Genomic DNA, 24,830 nt, shown 5'->3' on the forward strand with positions numbered 1-24,830 from the left:
GTCACCCCAGAATGTCGAGGATATCGGCGACGGTCTCGCCGAGCTCAGCCGAGGCATAGCCGCCTTCCTGCACGATCGCCGTCGGCAGCTTCAGTGCCGCGATCGCTCCGGCCATGCGCCGGAAGCCGTCATCGCTGACGGCGTGACGCCCGTGCGGATCGTGGACCGAAGCGTCGACGCCGAGCGAGAGCACCAGCGCCTGCGGCGCGAAATTGCGGATGCCGGCGAGCGCCGTCGTGAGCGCGGCGAGGAAGGGCCCGTCGCCCGAGCCGACGGGGAAGGGCACGTTCAGCGTCGCGCCCAGCCCGTCGCCTTCGCCGGTCTGGTCGGCATAGCCCCAGTAGAACGGGTAATACTGGTCGGGATCGCCATGGATCGAGGCGAAATAGACATCGCCGCGGCCGTAGAAGATCTCCTGCGTGCCGTTACCGTGATGCACGTCGACATCGAGGATGGCGACGCGATCGACGCTCTTGCGCAGCTCCTGCGCGGCGATGGCGGCGTTGTTGAGATAACAAAAACCCATGGCGCGATCGCCGCCGGCATGGTGGCCGGGCGGGCGGCAGAGCGCGTAGACGGAACGGGCGCCTTCGGCGACGAGCTGGGCAGCGGTCGCCGCGCCCTGTGCCGCGGCACAGGCTGCCTGCCAGGTGCCGTCGGTGATCTCGCAGGCCATGTCGCCGGTATACCAGCCGAGCTGGCCGACCGGGCCGGACGGGCGGCGCGCATCTGGGCCGCGGGGATGGACGTTCGGCATGACGGCAGCGTCGGGGCCGGCGAAGGCGGACCAGCCGGTGCGTGCGCTCTGCAAGAAGGAGACGAAATCGGCATCGTGCACGGCGAGGATCGGCGCGAGGCCGAGCTCGCGTGGCTCGATCAATGAATGACCGCGCCACATCACCGCGTCGCGGATGAAGATCGCCCGCTCGGCGGTCTCCGGGCTGGGCACGATCTCACCGGAGCGGACGAAGTGCGTCCCCCGATGCGCCAGTTGCTTAGCCGACCAAACGACTTGCATCCGTTCTCTCTTTTTCTCCGGGAAGCGCCTTGACAACGCAAGCCAGCTTGTTTCCTATTGTGAACAAGTGAGCATAATAGAGAACACCGGTCAAGGCGCGCCGCCCACTGAAGGCGCACCGGCCGCAAGGCGAGGAACGCTAGAAATGCTGCGGAATACCGCTTCGGGCCAGCTCTTCGAGCGGGCGATGAAGGTGCTTGTCGAGGGGGTCAGCTCGGCCTCGCGTGGACCGACCAACTACGCGCCCTATCCGCCCTATATGCGCAGCGGCTCGGGCGCCCGCCTCCGCGACGTCGACGGCAACGAGTATATCGACTGGATGATGTCGTTCGGCGCTTTGCCGCTCGGCCACGCCCATCCGGCGATCGTCGAGGCGGTCCAGCGCGAGGTCGTGCACGGCACCCATTTCGCCACGGCGCTCGAAGTCGAGGTCGAGGTCGCCGAGATGCTGGTCGACCTGCTGCCGCACGCCCAGAAGATCCGCTTCGCCAATACCGGCACCGAGGCCTGCATGGCGGCCTTCCGCCTGGCCCGCGGCCTGACCGGGCGCTCGAAGATCCTGAAGTTCGAGGGCCACTACCATGGCTGGTACGACGCGGTGTTGCTCAACAGCAATCCGCAGCTACCGACCTCGCTCGGCCACCCGAACGATCCGATCCGCATCCCCGACAGCTCCGGCCTGACGGCAGGTTCCTGGGCGGACACGCTGGTGGTGCCGTGGAACGACGAGGCGGCGCTGACCCGGGTGATGGAGGCCCATGGCCGCGACGTCGCTTGCATCGTCACCGAGGGCGTCATGACCAATATGGGCGTGATCCCGCCGAAGGAAGGCTATCTCCAGTTCATCCAGTCGATCTGCAAGGCGCATGGCACGCTGTTCTATCTCGACGAGACGGTGACGGGCTTCCGTCTCGGCGCCGGCGGCTGCGCCGAGCGCTATGGGCTCTCGCCTGACATCGTCACCTATGGCAAGGCGCTCGGCCAGGGTTTCCCGATCGCGGCGATCTGCGGTCCCGACCACATCATGGCCGGGCTCGAATGGGGCAAGATCCTGCACTACGGCAGCCATAACGCGCCGCGGCTCGGGCTCTACGCCACCAAGACGATGCTGGAGATCATGACTGCGGACAAGGCAGCCGGCTTCAAGCAGCTGCAGGCCTGCGGCACGGCGATGGCGAGCGCGCTGCGCGAGGTCATCGGCGCCCAGAAGCGCCATCGCGCCATCGTTCAGAATGTCGGCTCGGTCTTCCAGATCTACTTCACCGACCGCGACGAGATCACCGACTACCGCGAGTTCTGCACCCATGTCGACCGCGCCAAGTTCAAGGCCTTCGCCAACGCCCTGATGCAGGAGGGCGTCTACATGTCGCCGGCCAACACGCTGCACAGCCTGAGCTCGCTCGCCCATGGCGAGGCCGAGATCAAGGCGACTGCCGAGGCCGTGGCGCGCACGCTCGCGACGCTCTGAGACGGAGCGGGCGATCAACGCCCGCCCAACTGCGCCGAACAATCAACAAGGGGAGGATGTCATGACTGGTATCAGCAAGCGCGAACTGCTCAAGGCCGGCGCCGCCGGCCTGGCGGCGGGGGAATTGTTCTTCGGGCTGAGCCCGCTGGCGACCGGCTCGATCACGGCGCTGGCGCAGACGCCCAAGCGCGGCGGAGCCGTCCGGGCGGTCGTCCATCCCGAGCCGTCGAGCCTGATGCTCGGCCTCGTCCAGAACACGCCGACGCAGATGGTCGCCGGCAGCATCTATGAGAGCCTGCTGAAATATGGCCACGACCTGAAGCCGATCCCGTCTTTGGCCGAGCGCTGGGAGATCTCGGAGGACGGCAAGGCCTATACCTTCCACCTCAAACGCAACGTCAAATGGCATGACGGAAAGCCCTTCGGCGCCGACGATGTCGTCTTCTCGACCGACATCTTCCTGCGCGAATTGCATCCGCGCTGGCGGCCGGTCGCGACCACCCATGTCGAACGCATCGAGAAGCTCGACGACTTCACGGTGCGCTACCAGCTGAAGAATCCCTTTGGCCCGTTCATCCTGATGTTCGAACTGAGCACGACGCCGATCGTGCCCAAGCACCTCTATGCCGGCACCGACTACAAGACGAACCCGAACAACAATACGCCTGTCGGCACCGGCCCGTTCAGGCTGGCAGAGTGGACGCGCGGCTCGCACATCAAGCTCGTGCGCAACCCGGACTACCATGTCCAGGGCCTGCCTTATCTCGACGAGATCTACTGGCAGATCATCCCGGACGCCGCGGCCCGCGTCGTCGCCTACGAGACCGGCGCGGTCGACATCCTGACCGGCGGTACCGTCGAGAATTTCGACGTCGCCAAGCTCGCGAAGATGAAGAACACCACGGTCACCGGCAAGGGCTGGGAGATGATCGCGCCGTTGTCCTGGCTCTGGTTCAACCACCGCCAGGGCCTGATGGCGAAGAAGTCGTTCCGCCAGGCGGTGATGTACGGCATGGACCGCGAGTTCGCCAAAGAGGTGATCTGGAACGGGTTGGCGCGTCTTGCCACCGGCCCGGTCAGCTCGAAGACGCGCTTCTACAGCGACAAGGTTGCTGGCTACAGCTTCGATCCGGCCAAGGCCAAGGCGCTGCTCAAGGAGTCCGGCTACAAGGGCGAGCCGATCCGCCTGCTGGCGCTGCCCTATGGCGAGGCCTGGACGCGCTGGGCCGAGGCGGTGAAGCAGAACCTCACCGATATCGGCATGAACGTCCAACTGGTGACGACCGATGTCGCCGGCTACGGCCAGCGCCTCTCGGACTGGGATTTCGACCTCGCCTTCACCTGGCTGTCGCAGTTCGGCGATCCCGCCCTCGGCGTCGCCCGCACCTATGTCTCCAGCAACATCGCCAAGGGCTCGCCCTGGAACAATGTCGCCGGCTATTCCAATCCGGAGGTCGACCGGCTGTTCGCGGAAGCGGCCGCCGCCAATGGCGATGCTGCCCGGCAGGAGCTCTACACCAAGGTCCAGCAGATCCTGGTCGAGGACCTGCCGGTCGCCTGGATGCTCGAGCTCGAGTTCCCGACGATCCATCGCAGCAATTTCAACAATCTGATCAAGACCGCGACCGGCATGAACGACGCCTTCCAGGACGCCTGGAAGGCCTGACATTGGACCGGCCGTCGGCGGGAAGGGACATTCCCTTCCCGCCGCGGGACCGCGGAGGGAACGCGTGACGTTCGCATTGTTGCTGCTTCGCAAGGCGCTGGGGGCGGTGGTCATCCTGATCGCCATCGCCGCGCTGAACTTCTTCCTGCTGCGCCTCGCGCCGGGCGATCCCGCCCAGGTTATGGCCGGGGAGGCCGGCGCCGGCGACGCCGTCTTCCTGCAGCAATTGCGCGAGCGCTTTGGCCTCGACCGCTCGCTGGCCGAGCAGTTCTGGCTCTATCTCAAGGGCATGCTCAGCCTCGATCTCGGCTTCAGCTATCGCCAGCAGCGCCCGGTGCTCGACCTGATCCTGGAGCGCCTGCCGGCGACGCTGCTCCTGACCGGTACGGCGCTGATCATCTCGCTGGCGGCTGGCGTAACGCTCGGCGTCGTCGCGGCGCGCCGGGTCGGGCGCGCCTCCGACAGCGCGATCATGACGGGCTCGCTGGTGTTCTACGCCATGCCGCTGTTCTGGCTGGCGATCATCGCCCAGATCGTCTTCTCCAAATATCTGGGATGGCTGCCCAATGTCGGCTACGAGAGCATGGGCGCGGGCTATGCCGGGACCCGGCGCGCGCTCGATATCGGCTGGCATCTGATCATGCCGGCGGCGACGCTCGGCTTGTTCTTCACCGCCGTCTACGCCCGGATGATGCGTTCCTCGATGATCGAGGTCTCGCGCTTCGACTACGTCAAGACCGCCCATGCCAAGGGCCTGACGCCCGGCGCGGTGGTGCGCCACCACATGGTCCCGAACGCGATCCTGCCGGTGGTGACGCTGGCGGGCCTGCAGGCCGGCCAGCTCGTCGGCGGCTCGCTCCTGGTCGAGACCGTCTTCGCCTGGCCCGGCATCGGGCGCCTGCTCTTCGATGCGCTGCTCCAGCGCGACTACCAGGTCCTGCTCGGCGTCTTCTTCACCTGCTCGGCCATGGTCATCCTGTTCAACATCCTGACGGACCTGATGTACCGGTTCGTCGATCCGCGCATCGAGGCGGCCTCGTGAACTCCTTCCTGCGAACCTTCGCGCGCAATCGCGGCGCGGTGATCGGGCTGTGCATCCTCATCGCCGTGGTCGCCGTCGCCGTCCTTGCCCCGCTGCTCTATCCGAGCTCGCCCTGGCGGATGGTGCACCGGCCGTTCCTCGCGCCGTTCGTGCTCGATCGCGCGCCGCTCGGCTCCGACACGGTCGGGCGCGACATCCTCGCTGGGCTGGTGCATGGCAGCCGCGTCTCGTTGCTGATCGGTCTGGTCTCGACGCTGGTGGCGCTGCTCGTCGGCTTCCCGCTCGGCGCGATCTCCGGCTATTTTGGCGGCTGGGTCGATGCCGCGCTGATGCGGGTGACCGAGTTCTTCCAGACGATCCCGTCCTTCGCGCTCGCTATCGTCATCGTCTCGATCCTGCAGCCCTCGGTCGCCTCGATCGTGCTCGCCATCGCGATCGTGAGCTGGCCGCCGGTGGCGCGCCTCGTCCGCGGCGAGGTATTGAGCGTGCGCACGCGCGACTATGTCCAGGCGGCGATCGTCACCGGCCAGCCGGTCCACAAGGTCATCCTGACCGAGGTGCTGCCCAATGTCGTCTCGCCAGTGATCGTGCTGGCCTCGCTGATGACGGCGACCGCGATCCTGCTGGAGAGTTCGCTCTCCTTCCTCGGCCTCGGCGATCCCAATGTGATGAGCTGGGGCTACATGGTCGGCTCCGGCCGCAGCCGCGTGCTCGACCAGTGGTGGATCAGCTTCATCCCAGGCACGGCGATCTTCGTCACGGTATTGGCGCTGAACCTGATCGGCGAGGGCCTGAACGACGCCTTCAACCCGAGCCTGCGCGGGAGGCGGGCATGAGCGCGACGCAGGCGGGCGAGCGCGTCCTCTCGATCCGCGGCCTCTCCGTCGCCCTGCCGGGCGGGGGCGACCGCGCCCATGCCATCCGTGATGTCGGCTTCGAGGTCCGGCGCGGCGAGACGCTCTGCATCGTTGGCGAGTCCGGCTCCGGCAAGTCGATGACCGCCCATGCCGTGATGGGGCTGCTGCCGCAGGGGCTCTGCGTCGGCTCCGGCGAGATCAGGCTGGCCGGGCAGGCGCTGACCGCCTGCTCCGATTGCGAATGGCGGGCGATCCGCGGCCGCTCGATCGGCATGATCTTCCAGGAGCCGATGACCTCGCTCAATCCGGTGCAGCGCATTGGCGAGCAGATCGTCGAGGTCTTCAAGGCCCATGGCGTGCTGACCCCGGCGCAGCGGCGCGCGAAGGCGCTGGCGCTGCTCGCCGAGGTCGGCCTGCCCGAGCCCGAGCAGTTGCTGCGGGCCTTTCCGCACCAGCTTTCCGGCGGCCAGCGCCAGCGCGTGATGATCGCGATGGCGGTGGCGCTCGAACCCCACCTCCTGATCGCCGACGAGCCGACCACGGCGCTCGACGTCACCACGCAAGGGCAGATCCTCAAGCTGATCGCGAGGCTCCAGCGCGAGCGCGGGATGAGCGTCCTGCTGATCACCCATGATTTCGGCGTCGTCGCCGAGATCGCCGACCGCGTCGTGGTCATGCATCAGGGCCGCGTCGTTGAGAGCGGGCCGGCCGGCGATGTCCTGCAGCGTCCGCAGCATGCCTACACCAAGGCGCTGCTGGCGGCGGTGCCTTCGCTGACGCCGCCCCCTGCGACGGCGCTCGACGGCCAGCCGATCGCGCTCAGCGTCGAGGGTCTCAGCAAGACCTATGTCAGCCGGGCGAGCCTGTTCGGAGCCAAGCGCATAGTCGCGGCCGCCGACGATGTCAGTTTCACGCTGCGCCGCGGCGAGACGCTCGGCATCATCGGGGAATCCGGCTCGGGCAAGTCGACCGTCGGCAAATGCCTGGTGCGCCTGCTGGCGGCGGATGCAGGCGCGATCCGGCTCGGCGAGGTCGATTTCCTGGCCCAGCGCGGCGAAGCCCTGCGGACCCTGCGCCGCAAGGTCCAGATGATCTTCCAGGACCCTTACGCCTCGCTGAACCCGCGCAAGAGCGTCGGCCGGATCATCACCGACGGGCCGATCGCCCATGGCGTTGCGCGCGCCGAGGCGGAGCGCCGCGCCGGCGAGTTGATGGAGCTCGTCGGGCTCGGCATCGACGCGCTGAAGCGCTATCCGCACGAATTTTCCGGCGGCCAACGCCAGCGCATCGGCATCGCCCGGGCGCTGGCGCTCGATCCCGACGTCATCATCGCCGACGAGGCGGTGTCGGCGCTCGACGTTTCCGTGCAGGCGCAGGTGCTGGCGCTCCTCGCCGATCTCAAGCGCAGGATGGCGCTGTCGCTGGTGTTCATCACCCATGATCTGCGCGTTGCGGCCCAGATCTGCGACCGGGTCGCGATCATGCAGCGCGGCAAGATCGTTGAAATCGGCACGACGGCCGCGGTATTTGCAGCGCCGGAGCATGCCTACACGCGTGAGTTGCTCGCAGCCGTGCCGGGTGCGATGTCGAAAAGCGTGCATGTTACTGGTATCGATGAAGCGAAAGGTGGTTGACGCATGCCGGATCTCGCGACACCGCCCGTCAATGCGCTCGATCCCACGGGCGCGCGTCCGCAGATGCGGATCGGCGCGCGGATCCGGGCCTCGCGCACCGAGCAGCGCCTGACACTCGACGAGGTCAGCCGCCGCAGCGGCGTCTCGAAATCGGCGCTGTCGAAGATCGAGAACGGCCGGGCTTCGCCGACCTTCGAGATCCTGGAGCTGATCGCCGCCGGCCTCGGCGTCACCCTGGTCAGCCTGCTCTCCGAGCAGGGCGCCGGCCAGCCCGGCCGCCTGACGACGACGCCGGCCGGGCAAGGGCGGCGCAGCGAGGAAGCCAATTACATCCACGAATATCTCTGCACCGGGCTGAAGGATCGGCGCATGGTGCCGTTCGTGACCACGGTCAAGGCGCGCAGTGCCCACCAGTTCGAGAAGCCCGCCTCGCACCGGGGCGAGGAATTCCTCTATGTGCTCTCCGGCGAGGTCGCCTTCGTCAGTGGCTCCTATGACGAGATCAGGCTGAAGCCCGGCGACAGCCTCTATTTCGACAGCCGGCTGACCCATCTCTGCTATACGACCGGCGATGTCGACGCGACCCTGCTCTGGGTCTGGTGCGAGACCGCTTGAGCTTAGGCCAGTTCCGCCGAGCTGACGACATGTGTCCCCGGCTTTCCCGCGATGGCGGCCTCGATCATGGTGGCGGCGATACGCCCTGCCGGATTGATGCGCCAGGCGCGCGGTAGCAGCGGGCCGAGGATGCCGAGCAGGACGAGCGCGGCGCGTTCGGCTGGGCGGCTCTCGCTCCGCTCGCCGCCGATCAGGCCCGGCCTGACAAAGGTGAGCGAGGTGAAGTCGAGGCCGGCGAGATCGCGCTCCAGCTCGCCCTTCACCCGGTTGTAGAAGATGCGCGAGGCCGGATCGGCGCCGAGCGCCGAGTTCAGGACGAAGACCGGGGTGCCGTGCCGGCGGGCGAGCCGGGCGACGGCGAGCTGATAATCGTGATCGACCCGCCGGAAGGCCTCCTGCGAGCCGGCCTTGCGGATGGTCGTGCCGAGCGCTGAGATCGCCGCATCGGCCGCCCACCAGGGCGCATCCTCGGGCAGCGCCTCGAAAACGACGGCCGGCGCGAGCAGTTTCGGATGGGCAGGCAAGGCGCGGCGCGTTGGAGCGACCACGGCATCGATGCGCGGATCGGCGAGCGCCTGCGCCAGCACATGGCTGCCGACCAGCCCCGTCGCACCCGCCAGCAGCAGCTTCATCGTGAACGGCCTCCCGCCAAATCGGACGCCAGATGTCGCAGATCGGGCTTGGCCGGTCGAGCCTCAGGCGACTGGAGTGGCTTCCGGCTGCAATTCCTCGACCGACGGGATGCGGCCTTCGTACCACCAGGCGGCGGCGGCGCGCGACATCGCCGCCCCGTCATGGCCGACGCCGGGCACGGTGATCAGCGACCAGTTGCAGGGCAGGCCGCGCCTGGCCGCCTCCGCCTTGGCGAAGTCGAGCATGAAATGGGCGCGGGCATAGCGCATCGGCCCCTGCGCCAGGGCTTCAGGCTGCGCCGGTAGGTTCGGATCGCTGGTGACGATGTCCTGATCGCCGGCGAAGATCACCATCGGCCAGGCGAGCCAGCGCTTGAGTTCCGTCTCGCCGAGGCCAAGTCCGCCGAGTCCTTCCGGAAAGCGCCGTTCCAGCGTCGGCAGCGTGTACCAGCCGGAATTGGCGGCGAAGGCGGTCTCGAACGGCGTCTCGCTCTGCGTCGCCAGCAGGCGGTGCACGAACTGGCCGCCGGCGGAATGGCCGAACAGCTTGACCTTGTCGCGCCTGGTGACGCCGGCCTGGCGCAGTGCCGCCAGCACGCGGGCCGGCACGGCGTAGAGCCAATCTTCGGAAGCGGCGATCGAGCCGTCCTCGCCGACGACGAGGCCGTTATTGTAGCCCTCGGCCTTGGGGTAGTGCTCGTTGCCGAAGGTCGGCGCGACGATCAGCAGGTTGTGCTTCTCGGCGGCCTCGATCCAGAAGTCGCGGTAGTCGTCGCCATTGCGCAGCATGCCGTGCTGGACGAAGACGACCTCGTCTTCCGGACGATGCCGCGCCGGCCGGTAGAAATTGACCTCCAGCGGCCGCTCCGGATGGCGGGCGTCGATGAAGGGCAAGGTGCTGCGGCCCTGCGGTGGATCGAGAGTAAGCGTCATGGTCATGCGGCTTTTTCTGTCATGTGCAGGTGGCAGGCGGCGCTGCGGCCGGGCGTGATTTCCGTGAGTTCCGGGCGGACCTCGCGGCAGACCGCCATGGCGTGTTCGCAGCGCGGGTGAAAGGGACAGCCCGAGGGCGGCGCCAGCGGCGACGGCAGTTCGCCCTTGAGCGGCTGGAAGCTGCTCTTGCGCCGTGCTGCCGAGGGGATCGCCTTGATCAGGGCGGCGCTATAGGGATGCGCCGGCTCGGCGAAGATCGCGGTGGCGCTGCCGATCTCGACGATGCGGCCGAGATACATGATCGCGACGCGGTCGCTGATATGGCGGACGAGGCCAAGATCGTGGCTGACGAAGAGATAGGTCAGCCCGTGGCGCTCGCGCACATCCATGAACAGGTTGATCACCTGCGCCTGGATCGAGACGTCGAGGGCCGAGACCGGCTCGTCGCAGACCAGGAAATCGGGCTTCACCGCCAGCGCCCGGGCGATGCCGATGCGCTGGCGCTGGCCGCCGGAGAACTGGTGCGGGTAGCGCTCGCGATAGGCGAAATCGAGACCGACCTCAGACAGCGCTTGGTCGACCGCGCCGTCGAGCTCCGCCTTCGGCACGAGCTTATGGACCGAAAGCGCCTCGCCGACGATGCGGCTCACCCGCATGCGCGGATCGAGCGAGGCATAGGGGTCCTGGAAGATCATCTGCACCTTCAGCAGATAATCGAGCCGGTCCTTGCCCTTCAGCGCCGCGGCCGAGCGCCCCCGGTAGAAGACTTCGCCTTCGGTCGGCGGCAGGATGCCGGTGGCGATGCGTGCCAGGGTCGACTTGCCGCAGCCGGACTCGCCGACCAGGCCGAGCACCTCGCCCTTGCGAACGCTGAGATCGACGCCGTCGACCGCCTTCAGGGTCGCGGGCGGCGCGTGCCGGCCGATCGCGGTCAGGATGCGCTCGGCGATATTGGCCTTGCCGCGGAAATATTTGCGGACGCCGCGCAGCTCGAACAGGGTCTCGCTCATGCCGCCACCCGGTCCGGTTCGGGGTTGTGGCAACGCAAGGTCCGGCCGTCATGGGCCTGCGGCTGCGGATCGCTGTCGGCGCAGATCGGCAGTGCCCGCTCGCAGCGCGGCCGGAACGGGCAGCCGGAGGGGCGTGAGTCGATGCGCGGCGCCATGCCGTCGATCTGGTGCAGGCGCTCGCCCGGCTCGACCATGGTCGCCGAGGAGTTGAGCAGGCCGAGCGTATAGGGATGGCGCGGCCGGTCGAGCACGGTCTCGACCTCGCCGATCTCGACGATGCGCCCGGCATACATCACCGCGACCCGGTCGGCGAGCTCAGCGACGACGGCAAGGTCGTGCGTGATCCAGATCACCGCGGCCCCAGTCTCGCGCGAGAGCTTCTGCACTTCGTAGAGAATCTGCGCCTGGATGGTGACGTCGAGCGCCGTGGTCGGCTCGTCGGCGATGATCAGGTCGGGATCGTTCAGGAGTGCGGTCGCGATCGCGACGCGCTGGCGCATGCCGCCAGAAAATTCGTGCGGGAATTGCTTCAGCCGGGTCTCGGGCGAGGAGATGCCGACGCGCGCAAGCGCCTTCGCCGCCTTGTCCAGTGCCTCCTGCCGACTGCAGTCGCGATGCTCGAGGATCGCCTCGCTCATCTGCTCGCCGATGCTGAGCACCGGGTTCAGCGTCATCAGCGGATCCTGGAAGATCATCGCGATCCGGTTGCCGCGCAGTTGCCGCAGGCGCTCCTGCGAGGCGGCACGCAGATCGGTGCCGTCGAACAGCACCTCGCCGGCGACGATCTCGCCCGGCGGATCGATCAGTTGCACCAGCGAGAAACCGGTCACCGACTTGCCCGAGCCGGATTCGCCGACGAGGCCGAGGACCTCGCCCTTGGCGACACTGAAATCGACGCCGTCCACGGCTGGCCAGGCGCCGTCCTGCGCATGGAACACGGTCTTGAGCCCGCGCACGGAAAGGAGAGGGGTCTCGCTCATGCGCGCACGTTGAAGCTGCGGCGCAGGCGATCGCCGACGAGGTTGAGCGACATGATCAGGAGCACGAGCGCGATGCCGGGGAAGACGGCGATCCAGTATTCGCCGGAGAGCAGGAATTCGAAGCCATTGGCGATGAGCAGGCCAAGCGAGGGCTGCGTCACCGGCACGCCGACACCGAGGAAGGAGAGCGTTGCCTCCAGCGTGATCGCCGAGGCGATGCTGATCGAGGCGACGACGAGCACCGCGCCGACCGAGTTCGGCAAGAGATGCGCCAGCATGATGTGGCGGGTCGGCAGGCCGAAATTCACCGCCGCCTCGATGTATTCCTTGCGCCGCTCGACCAGCGCCGCCGCCCGCATCAGACGGGCATACTGCGCCCATTGCACCAGCACGATGGCGAGGATGACCTTGTCGACGCCGCGCCCGATCGAGGCGAGCAGGACCAGCGCGACCAGGATCGAGGGGAAGCCGAGCATGAAGTCGACGATACGCATGATGATGGCGTCGACCACGCCGCCGAACTGCGCCGCGGCGAGCCCGGCGAGAATGCCGATCGAGAGCGCGCCGACGGTCGAGGCGAGGCCGACGAGCAGGCTGGTGCGCAGGCCGTAGAGGATCGCGCTCAGCATGTCGCGCCCCTGCGCGTCGCTGCCGAGCCAGTAGGTGAAGCCGCTCATGCCGCGCTCGCCCGGGGCCAGCCGGTTGTCCATCACGCTGAGCGAGCCGAGATCATGCGGGTTCTGCGGCGTAATGAACGGAGCCAGCAGAGCGAGCGCCACCATGATACCGAGCAGGATCGCGGCGCCGCGCGTGGTCGGGCGGTTGCGCAGATGGCGCAGCACCTTCTCGCGCAGGGGCGTGTCGGCCTGGATGGGGCCGGCGAGGCGGGAAGTTTCCGCGCTCATGCCTGCTCTCCGGCGAGCTTCACCCGCGGGTCGAGCGCGGCATAGGCCACGTCGACCAGGAAGTTGACGGTGACGAAGAGCAGCGTCGCCAGCAGGACATAGGCGACGACCACCGGGCGATCGAGCTGGTAGACCGAGTCGATCAGGAGCTTGCCCATGCCCGGCCAGGCAAAGACGGTCTCAGTGATGGTCGAGAAGGCGACGAGGCTGCCGAACTCGACGCCGACTACAGTGACGACCGGAATCAGGATGTTGCGCAGGATGTGCCGGTTGACGATGCGCCTGGGGCGGACGCCCTTGGCGCGGGCGTATTTGACGTAGTCCTGCGTCATCGTCTCGGTGGTGCCGGCGGCGACGAGGCGCACGATCAGCGCAAGGTTCGGGATGGCAAGGTTGAGCGCGGGCAGGGCGATGTGCTGCAGCCCGTCGAAGGTTAGCAGGCTGGTCTGGATGCCGAGGAGCGAGACCGTCTCGCCGCGCCCGGCGGTCGGCAGCCAGCCGAGCCAGACAGCGAAGAGCAGGATCAGCATCATGCCCTTCCAGAAACTCGGCAGTGAGAAGCCGAGCACGGTGCCGGCCATGACGATGCGGGCGCGCCGGCTATCGGGGTTCAGCCCCGCCATCAGGCCGAGCGGGATGCCGGCGACGAGCGCCATGGTCATCGCCAGCAGGACGAGCTCGAACGTTGCTGGCAGCCGCTGCAGGATGAGCTGCAGTGCCGGCACGCCATGCACGAAGGAGCGGCCGAGATCGCCCTTCAGCGCATTAGCCATGAAGGTCAGGTATTGCTGCCAGACCGGCAAATCGAGCCCGAGCCGGCGGATCAGTGCCTCGCGCTCGGCCGCACTGGCCGAGGGCGAGACCAGGAGCTCTACGGGATCGCCGATGCCGTAGACGGCAAAGAAGACCACGACCGAGACCGCGAGCAGCACGAGCACGCTCTGGATCAGCCGCTGCAGGACATAGGCGGTCATGGCACTGAGCCTCGGGCGAGTGCTTGCCGGCTTACTTCGCCGGCTTCACCGACATGGCGAGCATGTACTGGTCGGCACGGCCGGCGACCGCAAGCTCCGACTTGAAGGCCCAGATGCCGCTTTCGAAGTGGAGCGGGATGAAGGCGCCGTCGTCGAGGACGAGCTTCATCGCCTGCTGCAGCAGCTCCGCCCGCTTCTTGTCGTCGAGCGTCGAGACTGCGGTGCGGATCACTTTGTCGAATTCGTCGTTCTTGTAGCCGCCATAGTTCGAGCCGCCGAGGGTCTTGGCCTCGTTCGGGGTCGGCGGCCACTGGCGCAGGAAGGAGGCGGCCTCGCCGGTCGCCGAGCCCCAGCCGCCGATCGCGACGCTGAATTCCTTCTTGGCGCGGCGCGGGAAGTAGATCGCGCGCGTCATCGCGTCGACCTCGGCCTTGATGCCGATCTGGGTCAGATACTGCGCGACCGCCTGGGTGATCTGGCTGTCGTTGATGTAGCGGTCATTGGTCGAGGACAGCGTCAGCTGGAAGCCGTTGGGATAGCCGGCCTCGGCCAGCAGCTTCTTCGCCGCGGCCGGGTCATAGGCGAGCTTGGGCGGGTTCGGCAGCGTGCCGAACATGCCGGTCGGCAGGTACTGGTAGGCCGGCTCGGCGGCGCCGTCCATGATGCGCTTGACGATCGCCTCGCGGTCGATGGCGAGCGACATCGCCTTGCGCACGCGGGCATCCTTCAGCGGGTTCTTGCCGTCCGGCGCCTTGACGAAAGGGCTCTCGTCGCGGGCGACGTCGAGCTGGAAATAGACGATGCGGGTCGAGGGCGTGATGACCGAGCCGAAGCGCTTGTCGCTCTTGATGCGACCAAGGTCGCGCGCCGCCGGGTTCTCGATCACGTCGTAGTCGCCGGCGAGCAGGCCGGCGAGGCGCGGGCCGGCATTGGTCACCGGCAGGAAGCGCACACTTGCCCAGGGCTGGGCGCCGCCCCAGTAATCCGGGTTGCGCTCAAGCTCGATCGCCGAGCCCCGGACATAGGACTTCAGCTTGTACGGCCCGGTGCCGATCGCCATCGTGCCGTCGTTGAAGTTGCTGACCACGGGCCAGGGACCGGTGACGCCGCAGTTATTGGCGACGTCGTATTTGATCTCGCCGTGCTGGACGATCGAGGCCGAGAGGATCGGCAGGCTGGAGAGCAGATTGGGCAGCAGCGGTTCCGGCACCTTGGTCTCGATCACCAGCGTGCTGGCGTCGGGTGTCTCGACCTTGGCGAAGTTGCTGGTGACGTCGGCGAAGGAGTCGGAGACCTTGGTCTCGTTCTTCAGCGTGCGGCAGAAGGTGAAGACCACGTCCTGCGCGCCGAAGGACTGGCCGTTGGTGAACTTGACGCCCTGACGCAGCTTGAAGGTCCAGCGGTTCTTGCCGTCGTTCTCCCAGGAGGTGGCGAGGCCCGGCTTCAGCGCCTGGTTTTGGTCCTGCAAGACGAGATTGTCGAAGATGTGGGCCGCGAGCGCGTTGTTGGGGGTCAACTCGTGATAATGCGGGTCGACGGCGGTCGGCTCGGAGGCCAGCGCGATGCGCAGGGTCTGCGCCATGGCAGGCGCGCTGAGCATGCTGGCGCCGAGCAGAAGGGTGATGAGCGCGCGCTGACGCATCGGTCGGTCTCCGTTCCCGTAGCTGGTCGTTTTGACAGCTTTATTTTCACGCGGTAGCAAACATGAAAATGATCCGACGTCAATCAGCGGGAAAGCCATGTCACGCGCCCTGAAGCCGACGACGGATCTCGCCAATCGCATCGCCCAGATCTACCCCTCGCTGAGCGAAGGCCATCGCAAGGCGGCCGACTTCGTCCTGCAGAGTCCGCTCGACTCGGCGACGGTGACGATCGAGGGCCTGGCCGAGAAGAGCGGCACCTCGACCGCGACCGTGACCCGCTTCGTCCGGGCGCTCGGCTACCGCAACTACGGCGACTTCCGTGGCGCCTTGTCGACGGCGCTGAAGGTTGCGCTCGGGCCGGTCGAGGGGCTCGCCGACGCCCGCGCCACGGCCGGCTCGGTCTTCGCCACCATGGCGACGACGCTGAAGGGCGAGGCCGCCAATCTCGACGAGGCGATCGCGACGCTGGAGGAGGGGACGGTCAACCGCGCCATCGCCCTGATGCTGAAGGCGCGCCGCATCTTCATCGTCGGCTCAGGCGCGAGCCATTATGTCGGGGCGTTCCTCGAGGATGGGCTGGCGCTCTATCTCGACGCCGAGGTCGTCTTCGCCTCCTCGCGCGGCGGGCCGGAGCGCGCCGTCCGCCACATGCTCTCGGCCGGGTCGCAGGACGTCGTCATTGCGATCTCGCTGCCGCGCTATTCGCGCGCTACACTGGAGCTCGCCAAGTTCGCCAAGAAGCGCGGTGCCGTCCTGGTCGCCCTGACCGACAGCCCGTCATCGCCGCTGGTGCCGCTGGCGGACATGACGTTCTTCGCACCCGCCCGCAACAGCTTCCTGCCGAATTCGCCGACCGCCGCTTTCGCCGTGGCCGATGCGCTGATCACGACGCTGGCGCGCGAGCGCCCCGATGCGGTCGAGGCGCTGAAGGGCTTGAGCGAAAGCCTGCTCTGGACGTTCCACTATTAGGCAGTGCGGCCAGCTGGCGCCGCTGTCCCACACAACCGGTCCGAGCAACAATCCCATGTACGCGCGCGCTGTCTGCTTTTAGAATGATTCGGACAAACGAGATGTGCTCGTAAAAGACAGTGGGAGGTTCCGCGTGAAGGCGGATCTGTCGCGCAGAAGCTTCCTCAAGGTCGGCGCCGCCGGCATTGCCGTCAAGATTTCCCTGCTGCCCTCCGCGACGCAGGCGGAACTGATCGAGACGCCGCCGCGTCCAGGCGCCGATTGGCTGACTGCCCGTGGCAAGCCGAAATACCGGCTCGACGCCATCGCCAAGGTCACCGGCGGCAAGACCTTCACCCGCGACTATCGCGCCCGCGATCTCGACGGCTGGCCGAAGGAGCAGGCGCACGCCTTCATGCTGCATGCGACGCGGGTCGACCGTGTCTTCGACACCGTCGACCTCTCTCTGCTCGGCGACGAGCTCAAGCCCGACCGGCTGGTGCTGCAGGAAGACCTCATCGCCGATGGCATCGCGATGCCGGCGCCGTGGCCGGGCTTCTATGGCGACGTCTTCTTCGTGCCGAAGGGCCAGACGGCGCGATTGCTCGGTCAGCCCGTCGCCATGCTGATCTATCACGACTTCGCCCGCTACGACGCCGCCAAGCGCAGGTTGCGCTTCAACGACAAGGTCGTGCGCTATGGCGCCGAGGGTCCCTCGACCACGCCCGGCCCCTATGGCGCGGCGCGTTATGTCCGGATCGACGGCGGCAATCCCGATGCCGAGGATCGTTATTCAGCGTTGAAGGACACGACGATCCGCGCCGGCTTCAAGGGCACCGAGCCGCAATGGCCTGCCGCCGGCGAAGGCGACGCGATGGCGCGCGGCATGGCGGCGGCGGCCGAGATCGAGCGCGAGATCGCCAGTGCCGGCGACGATGTCCTGGTGCTGCGGCGCTCCTACTCGACCCAGTCAGCCGATGCCTCCGCCATGGAGGCCGACAACGGCAATGTCTGGTACGAGCGCGGGACCGGCGTGCTGCATGCGCTGATCGCGACGCAGTCGCCGCACGAGGTCGCCGAGATGGCGGCCCATATGCTGTCAAAGTCGAAGTTCGCGCTCGGGAGCATCGACCTCAAGATCGGCTACACCGTCGGCTACGGCACCAAGGACCACGCGCTCTTCCCGTTCTTCTGCGTGCTCGCCGGCCTCTATGGCGAGGGGCGCCCGGTCAGGCTCGCCAATGACCGCTACGAGCAGTTCCAGACCGCGCTGAAGCGCCATGCCTTCCAGATGGAGAAGGTGATGGTGATCGACCGCAAGACCGGCAAGTTCCGGGCGATGACCGGGCGCTACCAGAACGACGGCGGCGGGCGCGAGAACTTCTCGGTCTCGGTCGGCACGGTCGGAGCGACGGCGGCGCAGTCGATCTACTATCTGCCGAAGAGCGATTTCTCGGCGGCGATCATGTCCTCGCGCGCGGTCGATGCCGGCTCGATGCGCGGCTACGGCACGCTGCAGACCATGGCGGCGACCGAGATGATGGTCGACGAGGCCGCTGAAGCGCTCGGCCTCGATCCGATGGAGTTCCGGAAGCGCAATGCGCTGAGATCGGGGATGAAGAACTCGCAGGGCGCGATCCCCTCGGGGGCGCTGCGCCATGACGAGATCCTGGCGAAGGCGGAAAAGCACCCGCTCTGGGCCGGCAGGCAAAAGCGCAAGGCCGAGTTCGAGGCCAACAATCCCGGCAAGAAATACGGCGTCGGCTATGGCCATGTGCACAAGGATTACGGCACCGGCGCCGAGGCTGCGCTCTGCGCGCTCGAATTCGATGCGAGCGGGCGCCTCAAGCTGTCGCATGTCGCCCATGAGATCGGCACGGGCGCCACGACCTCGCAGGCGGTGATGGCCGCCGCCATCCTCGGCAAGCAGCCGGACGAGACCGTGTTCGGCAAAGTGCGCTGGCCGCAAATGCCGCTGGAGACCACCGACGAGCCCTATACGCTGTCGCAGGAGGAAGAAGACAGGCGGATGGCCAATCCGCGCTGGACGCCGAGCTTCACCTCGCCGATGAGCGCCTCCAACAGCGTCTACTATCTCGGCCACGCGACGCGCGAGGCGGCTCGCATTCTGGTTGATCTGACGATTTGGCCGGCGGCGCGCTCGCTGTGGTCGCGCGGCATCGGCGGGGGCCAGATGGCGCCGGAAGCGGTGCGCCGCGAGGATCTGCGTGTCGTCAACGGCAGGGTCACGGCCGCAGCGATGCAGCCACTGCCCTTCGCCGAGATCGCGGCCGAAGCGCATCGGCTCGGCCTGGTCACCGGCATCACCGTGCACAGCTTCAACCGCTGGCAGTGGGCGGAGGCGGAGTTCGAGCTGCCGGGTGCCGGGCGGCGGCGCTTCGCCATCGACGCGCTGGCGGTGAAGTACGGCGACGGCGCGCCGGCCGAGCGCAAGGCGCTGATGACTGAAGGAGGCTGGCATTTCGTCGAGCGAGCCTCGGTCTCCTACCCGCCGGCGCAGCGCAACAATGCCGGCGTCACCTATTACGCGCCAATGGCGACGCTGGCCGAGATCGTGGTCGACACCGGCAGCGGCGAGGTCAGCCTGCTCTCGCACCACTCCATCCTCGAATGCGGCAACCAGATCGTGCCGGAGCTGGTTTCCGGCCAGATTCAGGGCGGGCTCGCCATGGGCATCGGCCACGCCCTAAAGGAGTACCTGCCGCTCTATGAGGACGGGCCCGGCGACGGCACCTGGAACTGGAACCGTTACGAATTGCCGACCTCTGGGGATGTCGCAGTCTGGAAGCAGACGGCGGAGGTGCTGCCGCCGCTGTCCGACACCGATCCACCCAAGGGCATGGCAGAGGTGGTGATGATCGCCGTCGTGCCGGCGATCGTGAACGGCGTCGCCCACGCGATCGGCAAGCGCTTCTACACCCTGCCGCTCACGCCGGAGAGGATCAAAGAGGCGCTGGCATGACGATCGCGACCAAGACGCTCTCCCTGACCATCAACGACAAGGCAGTCGGCCCGATCGACGTGCCCGAGACGATGATGATGCAGGACTTCCTCTACGAGTACCTCAACCTGACCGGCTCGCGCATGGGCTGCGGCCAGGGCATCTGCCATGCCTGCACTGTGGTGCTGGAGAAGGCCGACGGCTCGCTCGAGGAGATGCGGACCTGCATCACCGGCGCGCACTGGTTCGCCGGCCGCAAGGTCAGGACGGTCGAGGGGCAGGCCAAGCGCGACGCCAATGGCGCGATCACCGAGCTCTCGCCGGTCCAGCAGGCCTTCATCGAGCATTTCTCCTTCCAGTGCGGCTATTGCACGCCCGGCTTCGTCACCGGCGCGACGGTGCTGCTCGACCAGCTCAGGCGTAACCCGGTCAAACGCGAGGCGCTGGAGCAGGTGATCAGCGAGGCGCTCGACCGCCATATCTGCCGCTGCACCGGCTATGTCCGCTATTTCGAGGCGGTGCGCGATCTCGTCCTCAGGACTCCCGGCTTGGTGAAGGCGTAAGGCTGATGGCGAGGAAGCTGCTTCTGGCCGCTCTGGCGGTCGCTGTCGTCGGTGCGCTTGCGGCGGGGGCCGTCTTCCTCGGCCTGTTCGAGCGCAGCGTGGTCGCCAGGGAGATCGAGCAGCCGCTCTCGGCCGAGCAGATGAAGGGGCTCGCCAAGCGCGGCGCCTATGTCGCCGTCGCTGCCGACTGCTATGCCTGCCATGTCGTCAAGGGCGGCGCGCCCTGGGCCGGAGGGCTGCCCTTCGAGACGCCGCTCGGGGCGATCTTCTCGACCAATATCTCGCCCGACAAGGAATACGGCATCGGCAATTGGACGCGCGCCGAGTTCCACCGCGCGGTGCGCGACGGCGTCGGCAAGCACGGTCATCTCTATCCGGCGATGCCCTACGCCTCCTATCGCAAGCTGACGGCTGATGATGTCGACGCGGTCTATGCCTTCCTGATGAGCCGCGAGCCGATGAAGGTGGCGAACCGCGCCAACCATATGCCGTTCCCGCTCAATATCCGGCAGGGGCTGACCTTCTGGAACCTGGTCAACCTCTCCTCCGACACGAAGACTGAGGTCGCCGGGCGCTCGCCGTTGTGGAATCGCGGGCGCTATCTCACCGACGCGCTCGCCCATTGCGGCGAGTGCCATACGCCGCGAAACCTCGCAATGGGCATGAAGGAGAGCGCCTATCTCCAGGGCTCGGAGCTCGAAGGCGTGATCGCGCCGGATATCACCAAGGCCGGGCTGACGCGGATGGGCTTCGATCCGCTGGTCTTCGCCGGCTTCATGAAGTCGGGCATCTCGGCGCAGGGCGCCATGACCAACCAGATGTTCGAGGTCGTCCACTTCTCGACCCAGTATTTCACGGCCGATGACCTCGCGGCGATGTCGGCCTATCTCTTCGATCTCGACAAGCTGCCGGAGAGCGCGACCCCGCCGCCGCCGCCGAAACCCGTCGCCGTCTCCGCCGAAGTCGCGACCTCGGCCCGCGCCAGCTACGTCGCCGTCTGCGCCAGCTGCCATGGCGTGGACGGGCAGGGCATCCCGCATGTCGTGGTGCCCTTGGCGACCAATGCCTCGCTGCGGCTGGCCGATGCGCGCAACCTGAACAAGGTCATCCTGACCGGCATCCCGGCCCAGCGCTTCCCCGGGCTGGAGCGCATGCAACCCATGCCGGGCTTCGCCGGCCAGCTCTCCGACCAGCAGGTCGCCGACCTCTCCAACTGGCTGCGCGCGAATTGGGGCGGGCAGCAGCCGAGCGTCACGGTCGAAGAGGTCAAGCGGCTGCGCTGAGCCCGAGGGCGCCAGCGCAGCGAGCGGGGCTCACAAGGTCCGTGCGAGACGCGGATCGAGCATGTCGCGCAGGCCGTCGCCGATCAGGTTGATGAACAGCACGGTCGCTCCGAGGAAGAGGCTCGGATAGAGCACGACCCAGAAGGCGAGCTGCACGACATTGCGCCCCTCCGAGATCACGCTGCCCCAGGTCGGCGTGGTCGGCGGGATGCCGAGGCCGAGGAAGCTGAGATAGGCTTCCGACAGGATCGCGGAGGCGCAGACGAAGCTCGCCTGCACGATCAGCGGGGCGATCGTGTTCGGCAGCACATGCCTGATCAGCAGGCCGGGAAAGCGCACGCCGCTCAGGCGCGCCGCCTCGATATAGGGCTGCTCGCGGATGCTCAGCACGACCGAGCGGACGAGGCGCACGACGCGCGGCACTTCGGGAATCGCGATCGCCACAACGACCGTTGTGATGCTGGGCTTGACGATGGCGACGAGCGCGACGGCGAGCAGGATGCCGGGGATCGCCATCATCCCGTCCATGATCCGCATCAGGACCGCATCGGCGACGCGGTTGAAGCCGGCGATCATGCCGATGGCAAGGCCGAGGCAGACAGACAGGGCGGCGACGCCGATGCCGACAGTGAGTGAGACCCGCCCGCCCCAGATGACGCGGCTGAAGACGTCGCGGCCGAACGGATCGGAGCCGAACAGCCAGGCATCGCTCGGGGGCCGCAGCCGTGCGGCCGGATTGATCGCGACCGGATCATGCGTCGCGATCAGCGGCGCGAACACAGCGAGCAGGATGATCGCCGCCAGTCCGATGCAGCCGAGGATGAAGAGGGGATAGCGCCGGAGCCAATAGGTCAAGGTCCGGGTGCGGGCGCTCTTGCGAGGGGCCTCGATGGCGATGCTCATGGGCTCGTTCTCAATAGCGGATGCGCGGATCGAACAGCGAATAAGACAGGTCGATCAGGAGGTTGATCAGCACGTAGAGAGCCGACAGCACGAGGATCACCCCCTGCAGGATCGGGAAGTCGCGGCGGATGATCGCGTCGATCATCAGGCGGCCGATGCCGGGGATGGCGAAGACGGTCTCGGTGACGACGATGCCGCCGAGCAGCGAAGAAAGCCCGATCCCGACCATGGTGACGATCGGCACGGCGGCGTTCTTCAGCGCATGCACCGCGAGGATGCGCGGCGTCGCCATGCCCTTGGCGCGGGCGGTGCGCATATAGTCCTGGTTCAGCACGTCGAGCACCGTTGCCCGGGTCATCCGCGTCAGCAGGGCGATGTAGATGAAGCTGACGGTCAGGCTCGGCAGCACGATGTGCGGGAAGAATTTCGCCGGCCCCGCCGACATCGGCTGGTAGCCCCGGACCGGGAACCATTTCAGCTCGACCGAGAACTTGAAGATCAGGAGATAGCCGATCAGGAAGATCGGCATCGAGAACGCGATGACCGCAAGCGTCATGATCAGCTGGTCGATCCAGCTGCCGGCCTTCCAGGCGGCGATGACGCCGAGCGGGATCGCGACGATCACGGCGAAGGTCATGATCGTCAGGCCGATGATCAGCGTCGGCTCGATCCGCTGTCCGATCAGCTGCGACACCGGCATCTGGTTGAACAGCGACGTCCCGAGGTCGCCCTGCAGGACCTGCCAGAGCCAGCCGAGGAACTGCTCGGCGATCGGCCGCTCCAGCCCGAGCTGCTCGCGGATGCGGCGCAAATCCTCGGGGGTGGCGAGATCGCCGCCGATCAGCGCGGCCGGGTCGCCCGGCGTCAGATGCAGCAGCATGAAGACGATGACCGCGACGGTCGCCATCACCGGGATGGTCGCGAGCAGGCGCTTGAGGATATAGGCCAGCATCGGTGTTTTCCGTTCTGCAGGGCAGGCCACGCATTAGACCGTCGATCTTGCCGATCGCCCGGTGGCGTGAGCTTGCTCGAGATGGTAGGCGGCGCACGCAGGGGGGCGCGCGCCGCCAGCCGCTCACTTCTTGCGGATGTTCCAGAACAGCGGGATCGGCGAATCGATCAGGCCGTCGACGGATTTGCGATAGGCGGTGAGCTGCTTGTACTGGCCGGTCAGTCCGTAGATCGAGGCGGTGTAGGCCTCCTGCTGGATCTTGTCGGCGATGGCGCCCTGCTCGGCCTCCGGCGCCTTGAGGAAGGCGGTCCGCAGCGTCTCGATTGCCTCGTTCTTGGGCCAGCCGATCGAGGCCTTGCCGACGCCGCCGGCGCGCAGGGCGTTGTTGAGGAAGGGCACGGAGTAGTTCGTGCTGTCGGCATATTGCGGGCCGATGTTCCAGCCGCCTTGCGCGATCGGCTCCTGCTTCAGCATCAGCGCGAAGATAGTGGCGCCATCCGTCGCCCGGAGCTCGACATTCATGCCGATCGCCTTGAGGTTGTCGAAGAGCACGACGGTGACCGGGTGCAGGATCGCGTCGTCGACGGCGTCGAGCAGCACGACCTTCTCGCCCTTGTAGCCGGAGGCGGCGAGCGTCTTCTTGGCCTCGTCCAGGTTCTTCTTGAGCAGCAGCTGCTCGGGCGCGAGGTCCCGCCCGAAGCGGGTGCCGCAGAAATAGAAGCTGCGGCAGGGCTCCCAGCTGCGCTTGTCGTCGCTGAGGACGCGCAGGTATTCGCCCTGCTCGATCGTCTGCAGCACGGAGCGCCGGACCTTCTCGTTGTCGAAGGGCGGATGGATGTGGTTGAAGCGGATCATCGTCTGCATGCCGAAGGGATCGACGGCGCGGACGGTGATGTCCTTGTCGTTCTGCAGGGTCGGCAGCAGGTCAGAGGGCGGATGCTCGAGCCAGTCGACCTCGCCGGCCAGCAGCGCGGCCGCGGCGGTGGCGCCGCTCGGGATGAACACCCACTCCATGCGCTCGACATTGGCGATTTTGCCGCCCGACATGAAGTCGGAGGGCTCGGAGCGCGGCTTGTAGCCCTTGAACTTCTTGTAGACGGCCTTGTCGCCCGGCATCCATTCGTCGCGCGCGAACATGAACGGGCCTGAGCCGATCGTCTCCTTGATCTGCTCGAAGCCGCTGGTCCTGGCGATGCGCTCGGGCATCATGAACGGCACCGGCGAGCCGGTCTTGGCCAGCGCCGAGAGCACATGGCCGAATGGCTCCTTCAGCACGATCTCGAAGCTGTCGGTTCCGGCCGCCTTGATCTCGCTGGCAGCGGCGATCAGGGCCTGGCCGACGGAGTCGCGTTGGCCCCAGCGCTTGATCGAGGCGACGCAGTCGGCGGCGGTGACGGGCGTGCCGTCATGCCAGGTCAGGCCCGGCCGCAGCTTGAAAGCATAGCGCAGCTTGTCGTCGGAGATCGTCCAGGTATCGACCATCTGTGGCTTGACCTGGAACTTCGAGTCGAAGCCGAACAGCGTGTCGTAGACGAGATAGCCGTGGTTGCGGCTGTTGTATTCCAGCGACCAGACCGGATCGATGACGCGCAGATCGGTCGCTGCGGCGAAGCGGAAGGTGTCCTTCTCCTGCGCGACGGCGAGCGTCGTCATGCTGGCTGCGACTACGACGCCCGCGGTGCGTATGGCACGCGCAAAACTTGTCCGGATGTTCATTGTCTGAGCTCCTCACCTGAACGAGATCACGGGTCGCGCGCTCTGCGGCGTTTGATCGACCTGTGTCGGTGAGGAAGGCTCGATATAACGAGGATTGAGACCCTCGCTATCGCCAACCGCCTGATC

21 protein-coding genes are annotated in these 24,830 nt (G+C 67.1%); 10 read left to right on the forward strand and 11 right to left on the reverse strand.

From position 1 onward, the window contains the following. Position 1: 1 nt before the first annotated feature. Positions 2-1,018, reverse strand: a complete 1,017-nt coding sequence (locus tag AC1DS0_RS19565) for a histone deacetylase family protein (protein WP_476815944.1) — start codon at positions 1,016-1,018, stop codon at positions 2-4. A 145-nt stretch (positions 1,019-1,163) separates the two neighbouring features. Between AC1DS0_RS19565 and AC1DS0_RS19570 the strand changes: the two genes are divergently transcribed. From AC1DS0_RS19570 to AC1DS0_RS19595, 6 genes are all read left to right on the forward strand, one after another. Next, positions 1,164-2,486 (forward strand): aspartate aminotransferase family protein, encoded by a 1,323-nt coding sequence (locus AC1DS0_RS19570; RefSeq protein ID WP_476815945.1) that lies wholly within the window; start codon positions 1,164-1,166, stop codon positions 2,484-2,486. 61 nt (positions 2,487-2,547) lie between these two features. Next, complete coding sequence (locus AC1DS0_RS19575; protein WP_476815946.1) at positions 2,548-4,152, forward strand: ABC transporter substrate-binding protein; 1,605 nt, start codon at positions 2,548-2,550, stop codon at positions 4,150-4,152. Positions 4,153-4,216: 64 nt separating this feature from the next. Further along, positions 4,217-5,194 carry an ABC transporter permease gene (locus AC1DS0_RS19580; RefSeq protein WP_476815947.1) on the forward strand — a complete coding sequence of 326 codons (978 nt, stop codon included), beginning with the start codon at positions 4,217-4,219 and terminating at the stop codon, positions 5,192-5,194. Beyond that, complete coding sequence (locus AC1DS0_RS19585) at positions 5,191-6,030, forward strand: ABC transporter permease (RefSeq protein WP_476815948.1); 840 nt, start codon at positions 5,191-5,193, stop codon at positions 6,028-6,030. The genes AC1DS0_RS19580 and AC1DS0_RS19585 overlap by 4 nt, the downstream gene beginning before the upstream one ends. Further along, entirely contained in the window at positions 6,027-7,685 is a 1,659-nt protein-coding gene (locus AC1DS0_RS19590) for an ABC transporter ATP-binding protein (RefSeq protein WP_476815949.1), read from the forward strand. Before AC1DS0_RS19585 ends, AC1DS0_RS19590 begins: the two co-directional genes overlap by 4 nt. A 3-nt stretch (positions 7,686-7,688) precedes the next feature. Next, positions 7,689-8,300, forward strand: coding sequence for a helix-turn-helix domain-containing protein (locus tag AC1DS0_RS19595; RefSeq protein ID WP_476815950.1), 612 nt, complete (start codon positions 7,689-7,691; stop codon positions 8,298-8,300). A gap of 2 nt (positions 8,301-8,302) precedes the next feature. On the opposite strand, the gene AC1DS0_RS19600 is transcribed toward AC1DS0_RS19595, so the two are convergent. From AC1DS0_RS19600 to AC1DS0_RS19630, 7 genes are all read right to left on the reverse strand, one after another. Continuing rightward, entirely contained in the window at positions 8,303-8,932 is a 630-nt protein-coding gene (locus tag AC1DS0_RS19600) for a Rossmann-fold NAD(P)-binding domain-containing protein (protein ID WP_476815951.1), read from the reverse strand. 63 nt (positions 8,933-8,995) lie between these two features. Then, a complete protein-coding gene (locus AC1DS0_RS19605) occupies positions 8,996-9,871 on the reverse strand; it encodes an alpha/beta hydrolase family protein (protein WP_476815952.1) in 876 nt (291 codons plus the stop codon). Continuing rightward, entirely contained in the window at positions 9,868-10,875 is a 1,008-nt protein-coding gene (locus tag AC1DS0_RS19610) for an ABC transporter ATP-binding protein (RefSeq protein ID WP_476815953.1), read from the reverse strand. Before AC1DS0_RS19610 ends, AC1DS0_RS19605 begins: the two co-directional genes overlap by 4 nt. Then, positions 10,872-11,855, reverse strand: a complete 984-nt coding sequence (locus tag AC1DS0_RS19615) for an ABC transporter ATP-binding protein (protein ID WP_476815954.1) — start codon at positions 11,853-11,855, stop codon at positions 10,872-10,874. Before AC1DS0_RS19615 ends, AC1DS0_RS19610 begins: the two co-directional genes overlap by 4 nt. After that, entirely contained in the window at positions 11,852-12,760 is a 909-nt protein-coding gene (locus tag AC1DS0_RS19620) for an ABC transporter permease (protein ID WP_476815955.1), read from the reverse strand. The genes AC1DS0_RS19615 and AC1DS0_RS19620 overlap by 4 nt, the downstream gene beginning before the upstream one ends. After that, a complete protein-coding gene (locus tag AC1DS0_RS19625; RefSeq protein ID WP_476815956.1) occupies positions 12,757-13,734 on the reverse strand; it encodes an ABC transporter permease in 978 nt (325 codons plus the stop codon). The genes AC1DS0_RS19620 and AC1DS0_RS19625 overlap by 4 nt, the downstream gene beginning before the upstream one ends. A 31-nt stretch (positions 13,735-13,765) precedes the next feature. Further along, the gene (locus AC1DS0_RS19630; protein ID WP_476815957.1) at positions 13,766-15,376 is read right to left on the reverse strand and encodes an ABC transporter substrate-binding protein; all 1,611 of its coding nucleotides are present in this window, start codon (positions 15,374-15,376) and stop codon (positions 13,766-13,768) included. Positions 15,377-15,473: 97 nt separating this feature from the next. Here AC1DS0_RS19630 and AC1DS0_RS19635 point away from each other — a divergent pair, with 97 nt between their 5' ends. The 4 genes from AC1DS0_RS19635 to AC1DS0_RS19650 all read left to right on the forward strand — a co-directional run bounded on the left by AC1DS0_RS19635 (position 15,474) and on the right by AC1DS0_RS19650 (position 21,133). After that, a complete protein-coding gene (locus AC1DS0_RS19635; RefSeq protein WP_476815958.1) occupies positions 15,474-16,346 on the forward strand; it encodes a MurR/RpiR family transcriptional regulator in 873 nt (290 codons plus the stop codon). 133 nt (positions 16,347-16,479) lie between these two features. Continuing rightward, the gene (locus AC1DS0_RS19640; RefSeq protein ID WP_476815959.1) at positions 16,480-19,308 is read left to right on the forward strand and encodes a xanthine dehydrogenase family protein molybdopterin-binding subunit; all 2,829 of its coding nucleotides are present in this window, start codon (positions 16,480-16,482) and stop codon (positions 19,306-19,308) included. Further along, positions 19,305-19,850, forward strand: a complete 546-nt coding sequence (locus AC1DS0_RS19645; RefSeq protein ID WP_476815960.1) for a (2Fe-2S)-binding protein — start codon at positions 19,305-19,307, stop codon at positions 19,848-19,850. Before AC1DS0_RS19640 ends, AC1DS0_RS19645 begins: the two co-directional genes overlap by 4 nt. A gap of 5 nt (positions 19,851-19,855) precedes the next feature. Continuing rightward, entirely contained in the window at positions 19,856-21,133 is a 1,278-nt protein-coding gene (locus AC1DS0_RS19650) for a cytochrome c (protein ID WP_476815961.1), read from the forward strand. A gap of 30 nt (positions 21,134-21,163) precedes the next feature. Here AC1DS0_RS19650 and AC1DS0_RS19655 read toward each other — a convergent pair whose 3' ends face one another. From AC1DS0_RS19655 to AC1DS0_RS19665, 3 genes are all read right to left on the reverse strand, one after another. Continuing rightward, positions 21,164-22,036: an ABC transporter permease gene (locus AC1DS0_RS19655; RefSeq protein ID WP_476815962.1), complete on the reverse strand. Its 873-nt coding sequence runs from the start codon at positions 22,034-22,036 to the stop codon at positions 21,164-21,166. 10 nt (positions 22,037-22,046) lie between these two features. After that, complete coding sequence (locus tag AC1DS0_RS19660) at positions 22,047-22,988, reverse strand: ABC transporter permease (RefSeq protein ID WP_476815963.1); 942 nt, start codon at positions 22,986-22,988, stop codon at positions 22,047-22,049. A 123-nt stretch (positions 22,989-23,111) separates the two neighbouring features. Beyond that, positions 23,112-24,704, reverse strand: coding sequence for an ABC transporter substrate-binding protein (locus AC1DS0_RS19665; RefSeq protein ID WP_476815964.1), 1,593 nt, complete (start codon positions 24,702-24,704; stop codon positions 23,112-23,114). Positions 24,705-24,830: the final 126 nt, after the last annotated feature.

It is taken from the genome of Allobosea sp. P4_H5, assembly GCF_056400825.1.

What these genes read in the sequence shown, in the direction of transcription:
- AC1DS0_RS19575 (WP_476815946.1), top strand. Translation starts at nt 2,548, where the DNA reads ATGACTGGTATCAGCAAGCGCGAACTGCTCAAGGCCGGCGCCGCCGGC.
- AC1DS0_RS19635 (WP_476815958.1), top strand. Translation starts at nt 15,474, where the DNA reads ATGTCACGCGCCCTGAAGCCGACGACGGATCTCGCCAATCGCATCGCC.
- AC1DS0_RS19600 (WP_476815951.1), bottom strand. Translation starts at nt 8,932, where the DNA reads ATGAAGCTGCTGCTGGCGGGTGCGACGGGGCTGGTCGGCAGCCATGTG.
- AC1DS0_RS19590 (WP_476815949.1), top strand. Translation starts at nt 6,027, where the DNA reads ATGAGCGCGACGCAGGCGGGCGAGCGCGTCCTCTCGATCCGCGGCCTC.
- AC1DS0_RS19655 (WP_476815962.1), bottom strand. Translation starts at nt 22,036, where the DNA reads ATGAGCATCGCCATCGAGGCCCCTCGCAAGAGCGCCCGCACCCGGACC.
- AC1DS0_RS19595 (WP_476815950.1), top strand. Translation starts at nt 7,689, where the DNA reads ATGCCGGATCTCGCGACACCGCCCGTCAATGCGCTCGATCCCACGGGC.
- AC1DS0_RS19660 (WP_476815963.1), bottom strand. Translation starts at nt 22,988, where the DNA reads ATGCTGGCCTATATCCTCAAGCGCCTGCTCGCGACCATCCCGGTGATG.
- AC1DS0_RS19620 (WP_476815955.1), bottom strand. Translation starts at nt 12,760, where the DNA reads ATGAGCGCGGAAACTTCCCGCCTCGCCGGCCCCATCCAGGCCGACACG.
- AC1DS0_RS19650 (WP_476815961.1), top strand. Translation starts at nt 19,856, where the DNA reads ATGGCGAGGAAGCTGCTTCTGGCCGCTCTGGCGGTCGCTGTCGTCGGT.
- AC1DS0_RS19630 (WP_476815957.1), bottom strand. Translation starts at nt 15,376, where the DNA reads ATGCGTCAGCGCGCGCTCATCACCCTTCTGCTCGGCGCCAGCATGCTC.
- AC1DS0_RS19570 (WP_476815945.1), top strand. Translation starts at nt 1,164, where the DNA reads ATGCTGCGGAATACCGCTTCGGGCCAGCTCTTCGAGCGGGCGATGAAG.
- AC1DS0_RS19615 (WP_476815954.1), bottom strand. Translation starts at nt 11,855, where the DNA reads ATGAGCGAGACCCCTCTCCTTTCCGTGCGCGGGCTCAAGACCGTGTTC.
- AC1DS0_RS19645 (WP_476815960.1), top strand. Translation starts at nt 19,305, where the DNA reads ATGACGATCGCGACCAAGACGCTCTCCCTGACCATCAACGACAAGGCA.
- AC1DS0_RS19665 (WP_476815964.1), bottom strand. Translation starts at nt 24,704, where the DNA reads ATGAACATCCGGACAAGTTTTGCGCGTGCCATACGCACCGCGGGCGTC.
- AC1DS0_RS19565 (WP_476815944.1), bottom strand. Translation starts at nt 1,018, where the DNA reads ATGCAAGTCGTTTGGTCGGCTAAGCAACTGGCGCATCGGGGGACGCAC.
- AC1DS0_RS19605 (WP_476815952.1), bottom strand. Translation starts at nt 9,871, where the DNA reads ATGACCATGACGCTTACTCTCGATCCACCGCAGGGCCGCAGCACCTTG.
- AC1DS0_RS19625 (WP_476815956.1), bottom strand. Translation starts at nt 13,734, where the DNA reads ATGACCGCCTATGTCCTGCAGCGGCTGATCCAGAGCGTGCTCGTGCTG.
- AC1DS0_RS19610 (WP_476815953.1), bottom strand. Translation starts at nt 10,875, where the DNA reads ATGAGCGAGACCCTGTTCGAGCTGCGCGGCGTCCGCAAATATTTCCGC.